This is a genomic window from Myroides phaeus, assembly GCF_900099675.1.
In the GTDB taxonomy this organism is placed as follows: domain Bacteria; phylum Bacteroidota; class Bacteroidia; order Flavobacteriales; family Flavobacteriaceae; genus Flavobacterium; species Flavobacterium phaeum.
In genome coordinates this window covers 50,490-68,121 of record NZ_FNDQ01000002.1, presented here as the reverse complement: position 1 = coordinate 68,121, position 17,632 = coordinate 50,490, and the positions used below count along the sequence as shown (strand labels likewise).

Below are 17,632 nucleotides of genomic sequence, written 5' to 3'. Positions count from 1 at the left end.
TATTCTTTTCCTACATTTAACACTCAATTAAGAAAAAAGCTCCAATTTAGATACTCTAAACTGGAGCTTTTTGTTACAATAACTATACTATATTACAGTATAAAAGTTTAATAATTATTTGTTTTACTTAACTCTTCCTCATCTACTTCTACTTCATCTAAGTATCTTTCTAAACTATCATCCAACTCTTTCATCCAAGGCGTATGATGTTCTTCAGCTGTTACACCTGTCATAACCGAAGTATAAACTTTATCACGGTAATGTAAAATATTAACCTCTTTGTCATTCATCCAGCTTTTAAACATCTCTGCTACTTTATCTAAATCGAATGTAGGATAATCAGTTAAATCAATTAATTCTTTAATATATGCTGTTTGAAAATCAACATGTTCAGGTCCCGTACTCGCAGCTTTTACAGCTTTCAACCATTTATTAATATCTTCATCACGTTTCTCTTTTACTGGCAATGCTATTCTACCTAACATATAGTCACGGGCAAACCAAGCTTGGGCATCAAACATATTAAATGTATAATATTGATCTTGCATCCCTAAGAATAACAATCTTTCATTTTCATTGAAAACAACTCCTTTATATAAATTATCAGGATACAAACTATTCTTTGTTTTTAATCGTAATTCATCAGGTAAGAAAGGGAATTTATGTTGATAACCTGTACATAAAATAACCGCATCAAAAGCCTTAGATGAACCATCTTTAAAATAAGCTACATTATCTTCAAAATGTGTTACCAAAGACCTCTCTTCTATACCTTTTGGCCACTTAGCACCAATAGCATTGGTACGATAAGCAATCGTTACCGATTTACTACCATGTTTAAAACATTGTACACCAATATCCTCAGCAGAATAACTACTTCCTATTAACAATACATCTTTATCTATAAATTGATCTGCACCTCTAAAATCGTGCGCATGCATTACTGTTCCAGGGAAATTATCAATACCTTTAAAATATGGCATATTTGGCGTAGAGAAATGCCCTGTACCAACAACTAAATAATCAAAAAACTCTTCAAAAGTTTCATTTTTAACTAAATCATCAAAAACAACTCTGAACTGCTTTTTATCCTCTAAATAATCAACCCATCTTGCCACAGTATTAAACTTAATAAAATCACGCGCTTTACTCTGTTTAATTCTTCCTTCTATATAGTCAAACAAAACCTCTCTTGGAGGGTAAGAAGAAATTGGCGTCTTGAAATGATCCATAAAAGTATAATCGGCAAACTCTAAACACTCTTTTGGTCCGTTTGACCACAAGTATTTATACATACTCCCGTGCAAAGGTTCACCATATTTTCCTACACCTGTTCTCCAAGTATAGTTCCACATTCCCCCCCAGTTATCTTGTTTTTCATAACATTTAATCTCTGGTATGGGATTGCCTTTTTTTTGTTCTGATTCAAAAGCTCTTAACATAGCTAATCCACTCGGACCAGCACCAATAATTCCTACTTTAAAATTTGACATAAATACATAATAAGTTTGTCCTCGTTTTCAATAAACGAAGAAATTAATAAATTAGATTGTTACTGATTACTCAGCCGAGATAGAATACTAACAGAAATAGCATCCTAAATAGGACATCCAAAAACTATGGATGTTAAAACAGAAAGGGATAACGTCTTAGCCCTTATTAGGTGGATCTATATAATAATCCAATTTGAGATAGGTAGCAAAAAAGGTGCTTAAACAAGCATAAATACCTTTTAAAAAAGTATTCGCTACCTTTAGTAACATAGCTAATATATTAAATATTAACCAATTAAAAAAATATAGCGGATTTTTTCAATTTTACACTATGTAGATATTTTATTAAAAACTGCTCAGTATTAGTAATTAAAAAATCACAAACTGTAATTAACATTAATAAGCCAACTGACAACCTATAAAACTACAGAAACCATAAAAATACATCTAAAACAAAAAAAGGGTACCTTTTATCAAGGTACCCTACTTTTTATGATAAAGTGAAATATGAATTATTTCGCTTGATTATCTTTATTTGGAGTTTCGTCTTTTTTCTCTGCACGAGGTGGACGAGGCATTAAAGCTTTTCTTGAAACTTTAGCTTTTTTAGTTTTTGGATCAATACCTAAATATTTAACCTCTAACTCATCACCCATTTTCAATACATCAGAAACATTTTCAACACGCTTCCAATCTAATTCTGATACGTGTAATAAAGTTTCTTTACCTGGTACAAATTCTACAACAGCACCAAAGTCTAACATTTTCACAACTTTTACAGTATATACTTCATTCTCAACTGGAGCAAATGTAGTATTACTAATAGAAGCCAATGCTTTATCCATACCTTCTTGGCTTGTTCCTAATACTTCGATAATTCCGAAGTCTCCTTCTTCATTAATAACGATTGTAGTACCAGTTTCAGCTTGTAAAGCTTGAATGTTTTTACCTCCAGGTCCGATCATTGCACCAATAAATTCTTTAGGAATACTAACAGTAACAATTTTTGGAGCTTTAGGTTTAACTGTTTCATTTGGAGTAGCAATTGTATCAGTTAATTTTCCAAGGATATGCATACGACCATCGCGAGCTTGTTTTAAAGCTTGAACCATAATATCATAAGCTAATCCTTCGATTTTGATATCCATCTGACAAGCAGTGATACCATCTTTAGTACCTGTAACTTTAAAGTCCATATCTCCTAAGTGATCCTCATCACCTAAAATATCAGACAATACAGCCCAACGTCCAGTTTTGCTATCAGAAATTAATCCCATTGCAATACCTGAAACTGGTTTTTCAATTTGAATACCAGCATCCATTAAAGCTAATGTACCAGCACACACAGTTGCCATTGAAGAAGAACCATTTGATTCTAAAACTTCAGAAACCAAACGAATTGTATAAGGACAATCAGCAGGAATCATAGTTTTCAATGCACGTTGTGCTAAATTTCCGTGTCCAACTTCACGACGAGAAACACCTCTTAAAGGTTTAGCTTCTCCTGTTGAGAATGGAGGGAAGTTATAGTGTAAGTAGAATTTCTCTTCTCCTTGTTCACTTGGCAAATCAATAACGTTAGCTTCTCTTGAAGTACCTAATGTTACAGTTGCCAAAGCTTGTGTTTCACCACGAGTAAAGATTGAAGAACCATGTGCTGATGGTAAGTAATCAACTTCACACCAAATAGGTCTAATTTCAGTAGTCTTACGACCATCTAAACGTATACCTTGATCCAAAATTAAATTACGAACAGCCTCTTTTTGAGTTTTGTTGAAGTATTTACTAATTAAATCAGCTTTTTCTTCTCTTTCTTCTTCAGAAAATAAAGCTAAAACCTCTTCTTTTACTTCAGCAAATTTTTCACTTCTTTCGTGTTTAGCACTTGCATGAGATGCAATTTCATATAATTTATCGTAAGCAGCATTATGAACAGCAGACTGGATGTTTTCATCTTCCTCTTCTCCTTCATATTCTCTATACTCTAAATTTAATGCAGCACGCATTTTTTCTTGAGCTTCAATTTGCAATTTGATAGCCTCATGTGCAAATTTAATAGCCTCTACCATTTCAGCTTCAGAAATTTCTTTCATCTCACCTTCAACCATAGCTACAGAATCTTTAGAAGCACCAATCATCATATCGATGTCAGACTCTTCTAATTGAGTTCTACTTGGGTTGATAATAAATTGTCCGTCAATACGCGCAACTCTTACTTCTGAAATGTAATTGTAAAATGGAATGTCTGACACAGCTAATGCAGCAGAAGCAGCTAAACCAGCTAATGCATCAGGCATAACATTTTCGTCATGAGACATCATCTGAATCATAACTTGTGTTTCAGCGTGATAATCATCAGGGAACAATGGTCTTAACACACGGTCTACAAGACGCATAGTTAAGATTTCTTGATCACTTGGACGAGCTTCACGTTTGAAAAAACCTCCTGGAAAACGTCCAGCAGCAGCAAATTTTTCTCTGTAATCTACAGTTAATGGTAGAAAATCAACTCCTGGATTAGAAGTACGTGCAGAAACTGCTGTAGCTAAAAGCATACAGTCTCCCATACGAACAACTACAGATCCATCCGCTTGTTTCGCTAATTTTCCTGTTTCGATAGAAATACTTCTTCCATCTCCAAGATCGATAATTTCTTTGGTTACCTTAGGAATCATAATAATTTAATACTTTAGGGTTTCTGTCTCTCCGAAGAGAGACATTAATAATTGTGTGTTGTGTTGTGTGTTGTTGTGTAGTTGTATGAAACCCAATGAAAAACCAGTCTTTTTTTGCCAAAAGGCTAAAAAGAAAAAGAGGCGCACAAGGGCACCTCTTCACTATTGATTATTTTCTAATATTCAATTCTTTAATAATCTCACGATATCTGTTGATCTCAGTTTTCTTTAAGTAGTCAAGAAGTCTTCTTCTTTTACCTACTAAAAGAACTAATGAACGCTCAGTATTATAATCTTTACGATTTCTTTTTAAGTGTTCAGTTAAGTGAGAAATTCTGAAAGTAAACAAAGCGATTTGTCCTTCAGCTGATCCCGTGTTAGCAGCTTGTCCTCCGTGTTTAGCGAAGATTTCAGCTTTTTTTTCTTTTGATAAATACATGCCAATATTCTTTTTAAATGATTTTTATGCATGAACTATAGACGATCTATATTTCGATTGCAAAGGTAATTTTATTTTTTAATTTAAAGCACTATGTAAAGATTTTTTTTAAAAGATTTTTTATTACTCCACAAGTACTATTTTATAAATCAAATTAAAATATATTAGCCACTTCTAAATTCAGGTTTTCTAAAAACTCTTGGTCTTCAGCTGTAAAAGCTGCTTTAGTATGAGAATCTATATCAATTTGACCAATATTTACCCCTTTTACAAATAAAGGCACAACAATTTCTGATTTCACAGTTATACTACAAGCTATATAATTATCTTGTGCTGTAACATCATCTACTAAAAAAGTTTCGTTACTATTAGCCACTTGTCCACAAATTCCTTTTCCAAAAGGTATTATAACGTGATCTGTTTCGTCCCCTACATAAGGACCTAACTCTAATACTCTTCTATCATGATCGGCAAAATAAAACCCCACCCAATCGTAATAAGGTATAGAATCAAATAACAATTGACAAACTCCTAATAACTTCTGTTCCTTATCTTTCCCACTTTCTTTTAAAATACTTTTTGCTTGTTCTAATAATACTTTATAATCCATACTACAATTAAAATTACTTATGAATTCTAAAAATATAGAAAAACAAGATTAGTAAAGTTTTTTTAACAAAAGTATTTTTTATCTAATTCTGTTTTATGCCCACTAAAAAAGGACACCTACTGGATTAACAACAAAAGTTGAGAACTAAACAAAATCTTAGTTAATCTAAAAAAAAACACTTTATCTCAGTCCGTTCTAAAGTAATTAGTACTTTACAAAAATGTATTTCGGTAGTCTTTAAAACGGTATTAAAGCCTTGTTATTATAAGCTTCTTTGCAACTTGTTTCACACAAGTACCACATTTGTACCACACACTTTCGGAAAAAAGGCTTTTTTTCGAAAGTGTGTGGTACTTGAGTGGGAGATGTCTCGAACATGGTACGTTTAAAACTACACTTTCATATGTTCTTTGTTGCTAGAACAATCCAATGTATTACATTTTAAATCTTTACTTATTTTGCTTCTTAGAAACAAGAGAGTTATATACTTAATCCTTAAGATTTTTACCTGATTCAGTATTATAAAGAGAACTTAGTATGCCTCTTAAAAACAAAAAAGCACTAATGCCAATACATTAGTGCTTTTTTCAAACAACAATATGCAATTTTGTAGCCAAACTCACAAACTACAAAATCTATTTATTTTTATAGCAATTTTTTTTATTAGACATATTGCTTAAGCAAATACTTAATTAAATCTGTTGTAGTTAAAATTCCTACTAACATATCACCCTCCATTACAGGTAAGGATCTAAAATCTTTATCAACTAATATTTCTGCCGCTTCTCTGACGTTCTCATCAGCTTGTATCGTAATAACATCCTTAACCATTACTTGTTCAATAGTAAACATATTATAAACAGTCATATCAATTATTTCATCATTCTCACCCACTGTTTCTGCTAAACTTATTTTCAGTAAATCAGTATAGCTTAAAATCCCTACAAGCTTGTTTCCAGAAACAACAGGTAAGTGGCGGATTTTATGTTTTTTAAACAATCCTTCTGCATAAGTAAGCGAATCTGTAATATTCAGCTTAACTATATCAGAAGCCATAATACTCGAAACTGGAACTCTCTGTTTCATATCAGCACCTTTTTAGAATAGCCCAAAACTACTTCGCAATTAGTTAATAAAATATGATTTTTATCATACTTTGTGATATTTGCTTAAAATAAAAAAAGCGAAGTAAATACTTCGCTTTTCAATTTATATACATTTTGCGTCCGTGGGAGGTTTCGAACCCCCAACCCTCAGAGCCGAAATCTGATATTCTATCCAGTTGAACTACACGGACACTATATAATTTAGTTTGTCAATAATGACTTCACTATAGTTGAAATTGTTTTTCCATCTGCCTTACCAGCTAACTCTTTTGATGCAAGTCCCATAACTTGTCCCATTGAAGCCATTCCACTAAAACCTCCAGCAGAAATAATGTCATTAATAACTTTCTTCACATCTTCTTCTGACATTTGCTCTGGTAAAAATTGCTCAATAACAGCTACTTGTGCTAACTCTGGCTCTACCAAATCCATACGACCTTGCTCTGAAAATATGTTTGCACTATCCTTTCGTTGCTTAACTAATTTCTGTAAAATTTTTATTTCTTCTTCTTCAGTTAGCTCAGTTTGTGCCCCTGATTGAGTTTGGGCTAATAATAACTCAGACTTAATTGCTCTAAGTGCCTCTAAAGCTACAGTATCCTTAGCTTTCATTGCACTTTTCATTGCATCCATAATCTTAGATTGTAAACTCATATCAAATATTTTATTTAAGTGCAAATATATAAAAAAGCCCGAAAAAAGAATAACTTTTTCGGGCTCTATATATAAGGTCTATCCTAATATTAGTCTACATTATCATGTAAAAAAGAATTATTCGATCTTAATTTAGCATCGTTATTACTATCAACACCGAAGCTAACTCTTGATTTTCCAGTTACATCATCAGTATCTTTCAAATCTACTCCACTTCTTTTATAAGCTGGTTCACGCTCTAATTCAGTTAACTGATTATTTGTGTTATTAAACTTATAATTAAAGTCTTTCATCTTTTTTCTTCTTTCAGCAGCACGACTTCTTAAAGTAAACTCTTCAATACTCATTTCCATTGGGTTTACTTCATCCAATTCTTCATCTAAAACAATTTCTGTTTCGTTTACAATTGGTTCAGCTTTTACTTCTGACTTTACAGAAAATTTAAATTCTTCTGCAATATCTTCTTGATGTTTATTTACAGGTTTAGCAGCAGATAACTCACTTTCTTTTTCAGTATAATCTTCTAAAGTAAAACGAATAACCTCTTCTTTTGGAGCAAAAGAATTTTCTACTGTTACTTCATTTGCAGATAAATGTGTTGCAAAAGGTTGTGTGTGTTTTTCTTCTACAGACAAACTTATTGGCTCTATCACTCTCTTTTGAGTTGTATTAACAACAGTTAAAGGTTCTGCTTTGGGTGCTACTATAACAAACTCAGGATCCACAACTTTAATGTCGCGAATATCCTTAGTTTTATTAGATACTTGCTCTACTGATAAATTAATATTCTTTTTAACCTCTTCTTTAGGTGTTACATTTTCAAAAAACACATCTAAATTTGAAGCTTCATTTGTTCTATCAATTATAGTAAAATCATTTTCACCTGTTGGTAAAACTGGATCTCCATCTTCAGGATCATCACCACCATCTAAATAATCATCGTCATTATCATCTTCATCAAAATCATCTTCTAAATTATAGATAGTGATTTTTTCTTCTTTAGGCTCTTCTACTTCTTCTGTTTGACCAAAAGTATTAGCTATATCAGTACTACTTAAAGCTGATAAAGGCTCATTTGGTGTAGAAAAACTAAAAGAACTTAATGGTGCTGCTGAAGATAAATTTCTTACTGCTTTTTGCTCATCATCTAAAGTATGAATAATCATCTTTGGTTCAGATGTAGTAACAATATTCTTTTGTTGTTCAATATTGAAACCTGTAGCAATAATCGTAACAGAAATAGCTTCTCCTAATGTATCATCTTCACCAACTCCCATAATGATATTAGCATTATGACCAGCTTCAGTTTGGATGTGGTCATTAATTTCTCCAATTTCATCAATAGTAATCTCATTTGAACCAGAAACGATTAATAATAATACGTTTTTAGCTCCAGTAATTTTATTATCATTCAATAATGGAGAATCTAAAGCATCTACAATAGCATCTTTTGCTCTTGTTTCACCTGAAGCAGTTGCTGATCCCATTATTGCAGTACCACTATCAGACAATACTGTCTTAGCATCTTTTAAGTCAATATTCTGTGTATAGTGATGTGTAATAACTTCAGCAATACCACGCGCAGCTGTAGATAAGACTTCATCGGCTTTGGAGAAACCAGCCTTGAAACCTAAGTTTCCATATACTTCACGTAATTTATTATTATTGATAACAACTAATGAATCTACTTGCTTACGTAATCGTTCAACACCTTTTAAGGCTTGTTCTTGTCTTACTTTCCCTTCAAACTGAAAAGGAATTGTTACAATTCCAACAGTAAGAATATCTCTCTCTTTTGACAATTGAGCAATTACTGGAGCTGCACCTGTTCCGGTACCTCCCCCCATACCTGCTGTAATAAATACCATTTTAGTATTTACATCAAGCATCTTTTCAATTTCTTCTATACTTTCAAGAGCAGATTGCTGTCCTACTTCTGGATTAGCTCCAGCCCCAAGTCCTTCAGTCAAGTTAACACCTAATTGAATTTTATTAGGCACTGTACTATTTTCTAAAGCTTGTGAGTCAGTATTACAAACTATAAAATCTACACCCTTAATACCTTGCTTAAACATGTGGTTAATGGCGTTACTTCCACCACCTCCAACACCAATTACTTTAATAACGTTTGATTGGTTTTTTGGTAAATCAAACTTTATTCCTCCAAAATCTGTATTCTCCATATACGTAGCGCTTTTATTCTTGCTTTTCAATAAACTCTTTAATCTTTCTAAAAAAATTACCAAAGAAACTGCTTTCAAATTTCTCCGCAATCGGACTATTTAAAGACTCATCTCTTATTTCTCTTGGTTCTTTTGATTCTTCAGAAACTCTTTCTGGTTCATTATACTGAACTGTTTCTGTTTGTTCTCTATTGCTTGCCACTGGCTTCACAACAATCGGCTCTACAACCTCTTGTTTCACTTCTTCTTTTTTAACCTCTTCTTGCTCTTCAACTAAAGAAATTGCTCCCTTAATCTGATTGCGGTTACTCTCCATCACTAAACCAACAGCAGTAGCATACAACGGACTTGATATCTCAGGATTTGAATCTCCTGCTAAATGTTCGTTTGGATATCCAATACGAGTATCTATTCCTGTTATATACTCAACTAATTGCTTGATGTGTTTTAATTCAGATCCTCCACCTGTTAAAACAATACCAGCAATTAATTTCTTTTGTGGATTTTCATATCCATAACTTTTAATCTCAGAAAATACCAATTGAATTATTTCTTCTACACGTGCGTGAATAATTTTCGATAAATTCTTTAAAGAGATTTCTTTTGGTTCTTTACCTCTTAATCCAGGAATAGAAACAATTTCATTGTCTTTATTTTCACCTGGCCAAGCAGAACCAAATCTTACTTTTAAAATCTCAGCTTGACGTTCAATAATAGCACACCCTTCTTTTATATCTTCTGTAATAACATTTCCTCCAAATGGAACTACAGCTGTATGACGAATGATACCATCTTTAAAAATTGCAAGGTCAGTTGTACCACCACCTATATCAATTAATGCAACACCAGCTTCTTTTTCTTCTTGACTTAATACAGCTTCTGCAGATGCTAATGGTTCTAAAGTGATACCACTTAATTCTAAACCTGCATCTTTAATACATCTACCTGCATTTTTAATCAATGCCGCTTGTCCTACAACAACATGAAATGTTGCTTCTAAACGACTTCCATACATTCCTATTGGCTCCTTAATACCTGGCTCACCATCAATTTTAAATTCTTGTGGTAAAACATGTATTATTTCCTCTCCAGGTAACATACTTAATTTTTGAACTTGGTTAATTAACTGTTCAATATCTTTGTCACCGATAACTTCATCAGGATTTTCTCTACTGATGTAGTCACTATGTTGTATACTTCTAATATGTTGTCCTGCGATACCAACAACAACATTCTTAATTTTATAACCTGCTGCTGCTTCCGCATCAGCAACTGCGTGTAAAATAGATTGAATAGTTTGTAAAATATTATTTACAACCCCACGTTTTACACCAAGACTTTTAGCTTTACCTAAACCTAAAATCTCAAGTTTGCCATATTCATTCTTTTTACCAATCATTGCAACAATCTTAGTTGTTCCAATGTCTAAACCTACAGCTATATTTTCTTTTTCCATACTCCTTTTTACTATTTAGTGCATATCACTTGCTGGGTAAACTTCAGGTTTACTACTTTGTACTTATTTTGTTCAATATTTTCATTTACCATATACTGCACAAAAGCTTTATAATTCTTCAATTTTTTTTCTTTCTCGTCAAATCCCCCAAATTGAATATCGAAATTATTTGTTCGACTCATCAACTTAAGTGACCTATCTGACTCTACAATAATCCCTGTAATATCTTTTCTTAAAAATTCGTCTTCATTTATCAATTCCAACATTTCTTTAAGGTCTTTTTCATTACTCTGGTTTACTTTTCCTTGCACCATAGGAACCCGATCCGAATAATGAATTGACAAAGGCATTCTCTGTCCGTATTCATCTAAGTAATAGTTTTTAGAATCTTCAATAATTCTACCTATTGCCTTCTTTTGCCAAACATCAACAAACAACCTTCCGTCTACTGTTAAATATACGTCAGCATCCTTGATTAGGTCATTATTTAACACACCTTTTTCCAGATTATTCAAATCTAAAACAGTTCTATTTATCTCGGAAATTTTTGGAAAATTATTTTTAACCAAATCGCGAACTTCTTCAGCTGTAACAAAATGTTCTTCTCCTCCCTTAAATAAAACCTCAATGTCTGTAATCACACGAGAATCATTGCGTTTATTCGTGAATGAATATATAAATAATAAGACTAAACACAATAACAATATGCGAATATCTGACCATTTAATATTTTTTACCCATTTTTTCACTATAAACTAATCTTAATTTTCTAATTCTCTCTTTATTTCACTAACCATCTCACCAATATCTCCAGCTCCAATAGTTAAAATAACATCTGCTTCTACTCCTTTCAAATAATTAATTAATGATTCTTTAGCCACTAATTCCTTATTACTTGAAGTAATATCTTCTAATAATGCAGCAGATGTAATTCCTTCAATAGGTTCCTCTCTTGCAGGATAAATATCTAATAAAACAATATTATCAAATGTTGATAACGCTTTAGCAAACTCCCCCATAAAATCTCTTGTTCTTGAGAATAAATGTGGTTGAAATACTGCCACTATCTTTTTGTCTCCGTATAATTCGTGCACTGCTTGACTAACGGCTAAAATCTCTGTTGGATGATGTGCGTAATCATCTATATAAATCAATTTCCCTGAACGCAATTTATACGAGAATCTACGTCTAACCCCTTGAAAACTTTCAAGTCCTTTTACCAATAAATCTTTATCAACTCCATAAGTATATGCCATAGCAAAAGCAACTAATGCATTTGATAAATTATGATGTCCTGGTAATCCAAAACGTACATCTTTTATTTGTTCTGTTGGTGTAATAATATCAAATACATACCATCCATCAACAATTTTAATATTTGCTACTCTAAATTTAGCATCCTCTGCAAAACCAACCCTTACTCCTTCTAAACTTACACCATCAGCAGTAAAAACTCTTGTTTTATCTTCAACTTTATCCGCGAAATCATGAAATGCAGTAAGCATCTCATCTGCTGTTCCAAAAATATCTAAATGGTCTGCCTCTGTCGATGTAATACATGCAGTGTTCGGATATAACTTTAAGAAAGATCTATCAAACTCATCTGCTTCGACAACAGTAACTGTTGTACCGCTACCAATTAAATTCGTTTGGTAATTTTCTACTACTCCTCCCACAAATGCTGTTACATCAATGTTTGCTTGAAACAACAAGTGTCCCAAAATACTTGTTGTCGTCGTTTTTCCGTGTGTACCAGCTACCGCAAAGCAATAAGTGTCTTTTGTTATCAACCCTAATACCTCTGCACGTTTACGAATATCAAATCCATTATTTTTAAAATAAGCCCACTGCTTATGACTTGAAGGAATCGCAGGTGTTATAACAACTAACGTGCCCTCCTTGTCTTTATACTCTTCTTCTAATAATTCAACATTGTCTTCAAAATGAATGTCAATTCCAGCTTCTTCCAACTCATCAGTTAACTGAGTTGGTGTACGATCATATCCTGCAACATTCTTTCCTAAAAATTTAAAATAACGAGCCAAGGCACTCATTCCAATACCTCCTATACCAATAAAAAAAACGCTCTTTATCTTACTTATTTCCATAATCTTATTTCATTAAAGACTCTATTCGGTCTACTATATCTTTAGTTGCATTCGGCAAGGCTAATTTTTTAAAATTATTACCCAATACTCTTTGGTATTCTTCATCAACAATTAAGTTGCTAAAAACTTGAGAGAACTTATCATCAAGCTCACTTTCCTTTATCATTATAGCTCCATCTTTCTCCACAATGCTATTCGCATTCTTTGTCTGATGGTCTTCTGCTACATTAGGAGAAGGAATAAATATTACTGGCTTTCCAATTAAAGCAAGTTCTGATATTGATGATGCTCCTGCTCTTGAAATAACAAAATCAGCTGAAGCATATGCTAAATCCATTCTATCAATAAACGCTTTTACTTGAACACTTTCCCCTTCATATTTTTTATACTCTTCAAAGTATAATTTACCACACTGCCAAATAACTTGAATATTATTCTGTTTAAAAAAATCAAGATTTTTCTCTATCAGTTGATTTATTCTTCTTGCACCTAAACTTCCACCTAGAACTAATAGTGTCTTCTTATTGTTATCTAAATCTAAAAAAGAAATACCTTCTTCACGTTTTGCATTAACATCAATTAAATCCATTCGAACAGGATTTCCTGTTTTAAAGATCTTATCACTTGGAAAAAAACGTTCTAACTTATCATAAGCTACACATATTGCCTTTGCTTTTTTCCCTAATAATTTATTAGTTATTCCTGGATAAGAGTTTTGCTCTTGTACTACAGTAGGTATTCCTTTATCAGCAGCAACCTTTACGACTGCTCCACTTGCGAAACCACCTGTTCCAATAACAACATCTGGTTTAAATTCCTTTATAATCTTTTTAGACTTCCAAATACTACTCAGTAATTTAAAAGGAAAAGCAAGATTGTCTAAAGTTAACTTACGTTGTATTCCAGAAATCCAAAGACCTTCAATCTGATATCCTGCTTGAGGAACCTTCTGCATTTCCATTTTACCCTTTGCACCAACAAATAATATTTCCGCATCTGCATGTCTCGCCTTAATCTCATTTGCGATAGCTAAAGCAGGATAAATATGTCCTCCTGTTCCACCACCACTCAATATGACTCTCGGTGCTTTTTTCATTGTAATATCTAATTATATTAATTCTCTTTTTTCTAATTCTTGGCGCTCAATATCTAATCGCTCTAACTCCTTTTGAATAGCTTTATCTCTTTCTTTTCTCTCTTCCTCCTGTGCCTTTACTTCTTGCTCTTTCTTAGTTACACTTAAGATAATTCCAAAAGCAAAACACAACATGATTGAAGAAGTTCCACCACTACTTATCAAAGGTAAAGTTTGACCTGTAGTAGGTAAAAAAGACACTGCTACTCCCATATTAATTAAGGCTTGAAAGATGATATAAAAACCAAGACCAATAACTAATAATTTACCAAACATTGTAGGAGCTTTATGAGATGCTATTAAAAATCTATAAAACAACCATAGGTATAATCCTAATATCGTAAGTCCTGCTACCAATCCTAATTCTTCAACTATAATTGCATAGATAAAATCGGAAGAAGACTGTGGTAAGAAGTTCTTCTGAATACTCTTTCCTGGACCAACTCCAAGTAAGCCTCCTGATGCAATAGCTATTTTTGCATTATCAACTTGATATAAATCTTTTGTTCCATCATCTGGTCCTGCAAATCTATCAATACGGCTAATCCACGTATCTACCCTATTAGGCATTGCACCTGGAAATGCTTTAGCTGCTAAAACAAATAATCCCAACATTAATATACCAGCTAATAAAATAACTCCTAAATACTTCTTTGGATAAGGCCCTACAAACACCAGTAAAGCAGCCATAAAAAATATTAATCCGGCAGTTGAAAAATTGGCTGGTAAAATGAGCCCTACAACAATCATTACAGGAACCCACAACTCTAACACCGATGGCCAAAACTCCACAACTTTATCCTTTAAACTCACTAAATACTGAGCAACATACATAATCAATATAATTGCTGCTAAAGCCGAAGGCTGAAACTGTACAAAACCAAGGTTTAACCATCTACTGGCATTAGCTCCATTAATTGTTTGACCCTTTAATAATGTAACGAGTAAAAGAATTATAATAATTGGCATACCAAAAATTGATACTGCCCTAAAATATCTATAATCGCGAGTATGTATAAACCACATTACTCCAAAACCAATACTTAGAAAAGTAAAGTGTTTTAATAAATATGAAAAAGTTGATTTCCCTGTACCAATGGTATACACTAAGTTCGTACTTGCACTATATACAGGCACAAACGAGAATAAGGCCAATAGTAATAATATTGTCCAAATGTATCTATCTCCATATAATGTTGGGAGAAACTTTTTCATTTTACTTCTCTATAAATTATTAACTTCTTCTTTAAATTGTCTTCCTCTATCTTCGTAGTTAGCGAATAAATCAAAACTTGCACAAGCTGGTGATAACAACACTGTATCGCCACTTTCTGAAAAACTTTGTGCCATTTTCACAGCATCATTCATACTTTGTACTTCAACAAATGCATCTACTACATTTGCATAAGCCGTTCTGATCTTTTCATTATCTACACCTAAACAAACAATGCTTTTTACTTTCTCTCTTACTAATGGCATAAGCTCATCATAATCATTCCCCTTATCTACACCTCCTACTATCCAAACTGTTGGAGTTTTCATGCTTTCAAGAGCAAAGAAAGTTGCATTAATATTTGTTGCCTTTGAGTCATTGATGTATTGAACATTATCAATCTTTTGGACTTTTTCCAATCTATGTTCTACCCCTTGAAAATCCGACAAACTTTCACGAATACTTTGCTTTCTTATGCGTTTCAACTGTGCAACAGTTGTAGCAGCCATAGCATTCTTTACGTTGTGCTTCCCTTCAATACCAAGCTCGTTAATAGGCAATACAATAGTTTCCTTATCCATAGCTACAATAATATTTTGCCCCTCTAAATAAGCTCCATATTCTAATTTTTTTGTAATAGAAAATGGCACTTTTTTAGCAGCTGTCTTATGATTTGATAACCAGCGTTGAATCTCTATATCGTCATAATCATAAATCAAATAATCATCGGTGGTTTGATTCATTGTAATCCTAAACTTAGCGTCGATGTAATTTTCATATTTATAATCATATCGATCTAAGTGATCAGGACTAATATTCGTAATCACTGCTATATGTGGTCTGAATTGCTTAATTCCATCTAATTGGAAGCTACTCAGTTCTAACACATAGCATTTATTTGGGTCAACAGCTACTTGTTTAGCATAACTGTCTCCTATATTTCCTGCAAGACCAACATTTACTCCTCCATTACTTAATAAATGGTAAGTCAGCATTGTTGTTGTTGTTTTTCCGTTACTACCTGTAATTGCAACCGATAACTCTGGATTAAAAGCATAAGCAAACTCAATCTCAGAAACAATCTCAATATCTGCTTGCTTTATTTTTTGAATAATAGCTACTTTATCAGGAATTCCAGGACTCTTAACTACTATATTACTATTTAAAATAATATCTTCACTATGCTTTCCTTCTTCCCATTGAATCTTATTCTCTTCTAATAACTGTTTATACTTATCAGCTATTTTTCCGAAATCTGATACAAATACTTCATACCCTTTACTCAAGGCTAATATAGCTGTACCAACGCCGCTTTCTCCTGCTCCTAAAACAACTACTTTCATACTATCTAAGTTTTAAAGATACTACACAGAATACCCCAAGAAGGATTGCTATAATCCAAAAACGAGTAACTATTTTACTTTCGTGATACCCTTTCTTTTGAAAATGGTGATGTAGTGGTGACATTAAGAAAATCCTACGTCCCTCACCATATTTCTTCTTTGTATATTTAAAATATGACACCTGTAAAACAACTGATAAGTTCTCTGCTAAGAAAACACCACATAGTACAGGAATCAATAATTCTTTTCTAACAGCAATAGCCATTACAGCAATAATTCCACCAATAGTTAAACTTCCTGTGTCTCCCATAAATACTTGTGCTGGATACGTATTATACCACAAGAAACCTATGAGGGCACCAACAAAAGCGGAAATAAACACAGTCATCTCTCCGGAGTTAGGAATGTACATTACATTTAGATATGTTGACAATACAACGTTACCAGATATAAATGCAAAAATTCCCAATACTAATGTTGAGATTGCAGAAGTACCTGCGGCCAAACCGTCAATACCATCTGTTAAGTTTGCTCCGTTTGAAACAGCCGTAACAATGAAAATTACAATTGGTATAAAAATTAACCAAGCATATTTTTCATATCCGTCACCTAACCACGAAAGCAATATGCTATAATCAAATTCGTTATCCTTTAAAAAAGGAATTGTCGTTGCTGTAGATTTAACATCATACTTACTAACAACTGTTTCCACTAATGTCCTGTTTGCAGGCATTTCACGTACTGTAACACTCGGGCTAAAATAAAGTACAGCACCAACAATTAGGCCTAATCCTACCTGACCTATAACTTTAAACCTTCCTTTTAACCCTTCTTTATCTTTTTTGAAAACCTTAATGTAATCATCTAAAAATCCAATTACTCCCATCCATATAGTTGTTAATATCAACAACAACACATAGATATTATCTAACTTAGCAAATAATAATACAGGAATAAGTGTCGCTATAATAATGATAACACCCCCCATTGTTGGTGTACCAGCTTTTTCTTTCTGTCCTTCAAGTCCTAATTCACGCACAGTTTCTCCAACTTGCATATTATGTAAAAACCTGATAATCTTCTTTCCGTATATAATAGAGATCAGTAAAGATATAATCAACGCCATTCCTGAACGGAAGGTAATATACTGAAACACTCCTGTTCCAGGAATCTTAAAAAACTCTTCTAAATACTGAAATAAATAATATAACATAACC

General features: G+C 32.9%; 14 protein-coding genes and 1 tRNA gene. All 15 read right to left on the bottom strand.

All coding sequences use genetic code 11. The annotated features are described in order from the left end of the window. Positions 1-107 precede the first annotated feature (107 nt). Positions 108-1,493 carry a trimethylamine monooxygenase gene (locus BLT46_RS01300; protein WP_090405018.1) on the bottom strand — a complete coding sequence of 462 codons (1,386 nt, stop codon included), beginning with the start codon at positions 1,491-1,493 and terminating at the stop codon, positions 108-110. A 512-nt stretch (positions 1,494-2,005) separates the two neighbouring features. Next, positions 2,006-4,168 (bottom strand): polyribonucleotide nucleotidyltransferase, encoded by a 2,163-nt coding sequence (locus BLT46_RS01295; protein ID WP_090405015.1) that lies wholly within the window; start codon positions 4,166-4,168, stop codon positions 2,006-2,008. Positions 4,169-4,337: 169 nt separating this feature from the next. Then, positions 4,338-4,607 (bottom strand): 30S ribosomal protein S15, encoded by a 270-nt coding sequence (gene rpsO, locus BLT46_RS01290; RefSeq protein ID WP_090405012.1) that lies wholly within the window; start codon positions 4,605-4,607, stop codon positions 4,338-4,340. A gap of 154 nt (positions 4,608-4,761) precedes the next feature. After that, a complete protein-coding gene (locus BLT46_RS01285; protein ID WP_090405009.1) occupies positions 4,762-5,217 on the bottom strand; it encodes a GAF domain-containing protein in 456 nt (151 codons plus the stop codon). 663 nt (positions 5,218-5,880) lie between these two features. Continuing rightward, positions 5,881-6,303: a CBS domain-containing protein gene (locus BLT46_RS01280; protein ID WP_090405006.1), complete on the bottom strand. Its 423-nt coding sequence runs from the start codon at positions 6,301-6,303 to the stop codon at positions 5,881-5,883. A 137-nt stretch (positions 6,304-6,440) separates the two neighbouring features. Then, a tRNA-Arg gene (locus tag BLT46_RS01275) sits at positions 6,441-6,514 on the bottom strand. A gap of 10 nt (positions 6,515-6,524) precedes the next feature. Continuing rightward, positions 6,525-6,977: a GatB/YqeY domain-containing protein gene (locus BLT46_RS01270; protein ID WP_090405003.1), complete on the bottom strand. Its 453-nt coding sequence runs from the start codon at positions 6,975-6,977 to the stop codon at positions 6,525-6,527. An 89-nt stretch (positions 6,978-7,066) separates the two neighbouring features. Next, positions 7,067-9,160: a cell division protein FtsZ gene (ftsZ, locus tag BLT46_RS01265; protein WP_090405378.1), complete on the bottom strand. Its 2,094-nt coding sequence runs from the start codon at positions 9,158-9,160 to the stop codon at positions 7,067-7,069. A gap of 13 nt (positions 9,161-9,173) precedes the next feature. Further along, positions 9,174-10,616 (bottom strand): cell division protein FtsA, encoded by a 1,443-nt coding sequence (gene ftsA, locus BLT46_RS01260; RefSeq protein ID WP_090405000.1) that lies wholly within the window; start codon positions 10,614-10,616, stop codon positions 9,174-9,176. A gap of 11 nt (positions 10,617-10,627) precedes the next feature. Then, positions 10,628-11,365, bottom strand: a complete 738-nt coding sequence (locus BLT46_RS01255; RefSeq protein ID WP_090404997.1) for a cell division protein FtsQ/DivIB — start codon at positions 11,363-11,365, stop codon at positions 10,628-10,630. A 12-nt stretch (positions 11,366-11,377) separates the two neighbouring features. Further along, positions 11,378-12,724, bottom strand: coding sequence for a UDP-N-acetylmuramate--L-alanine ligase (gene murC / locus BLT46_RS01250; RefSeq protein WP_090404994.1), 1,347 nt, complete (start codon positions 12,722-12,724; stop codon positions 11,378-11,380). 4 nt (positions 12,725-12,728) lie between these two features. Continuing rightward, on the bottom strand, positions 12,729-13,820 hold the full coding sequence (gene murG, locus BLT46_RS01245) for an undecaprenyldiphospho-muramoylpentapeptide beta-N-acetylglucosaminyltransferase (RefSeq protein WP_090404991.1): 1,092 nt from the start codon (positions 13,818-13,820) through the stop codon (positions 12,729-12,731). A gap of 12 nt (positions 13,821-13,832) precedes the next feature. Further along, positions 13,833-15,074, bottom strand: coding sequence for an FtsW/RodA/SpoVE family cell cycle protein (locus tag BLT46_RS01240; RefSeq protein WP_090404989.1), 1,242 nt, complete (start codon positions 15,072-15,074; stop codon positions 13,833-13,835). Between the two features lie 9 nt (positions 15,075-15,083). Beyond that, positions 15,084-16,415 carry a UDP-N-acetylmuramoyl-L-alanine--D-glutamate ligase gene (murD, locus tag BLT46_RS01235; protein ID WP_090404986.1) on the bottom strand — a complete coding sequence of 444 codons (1,332 nt, stop codon included), beginning with the start codon at positions 16,413-16,415 and terminating at the stop codon, positions 15,084-15,086. 1 nt (position 16,416) lies between these two features. Continuing rightward, positions 16,417-17,628: a phospho-N-acetylmuramoyl-pentapeptide-transferase gene (mraY, locus tag BLT46_RS01230; protein ID WP_090404982.1), complete on the bottom strand. Its 1,212-nt coding sequence runs from the start codon at positions 17,626-17,628 to the stop codon at positions 16,417-16,419. Positions 17,629-17,632 lie beyond the last annotated feature (4 nt).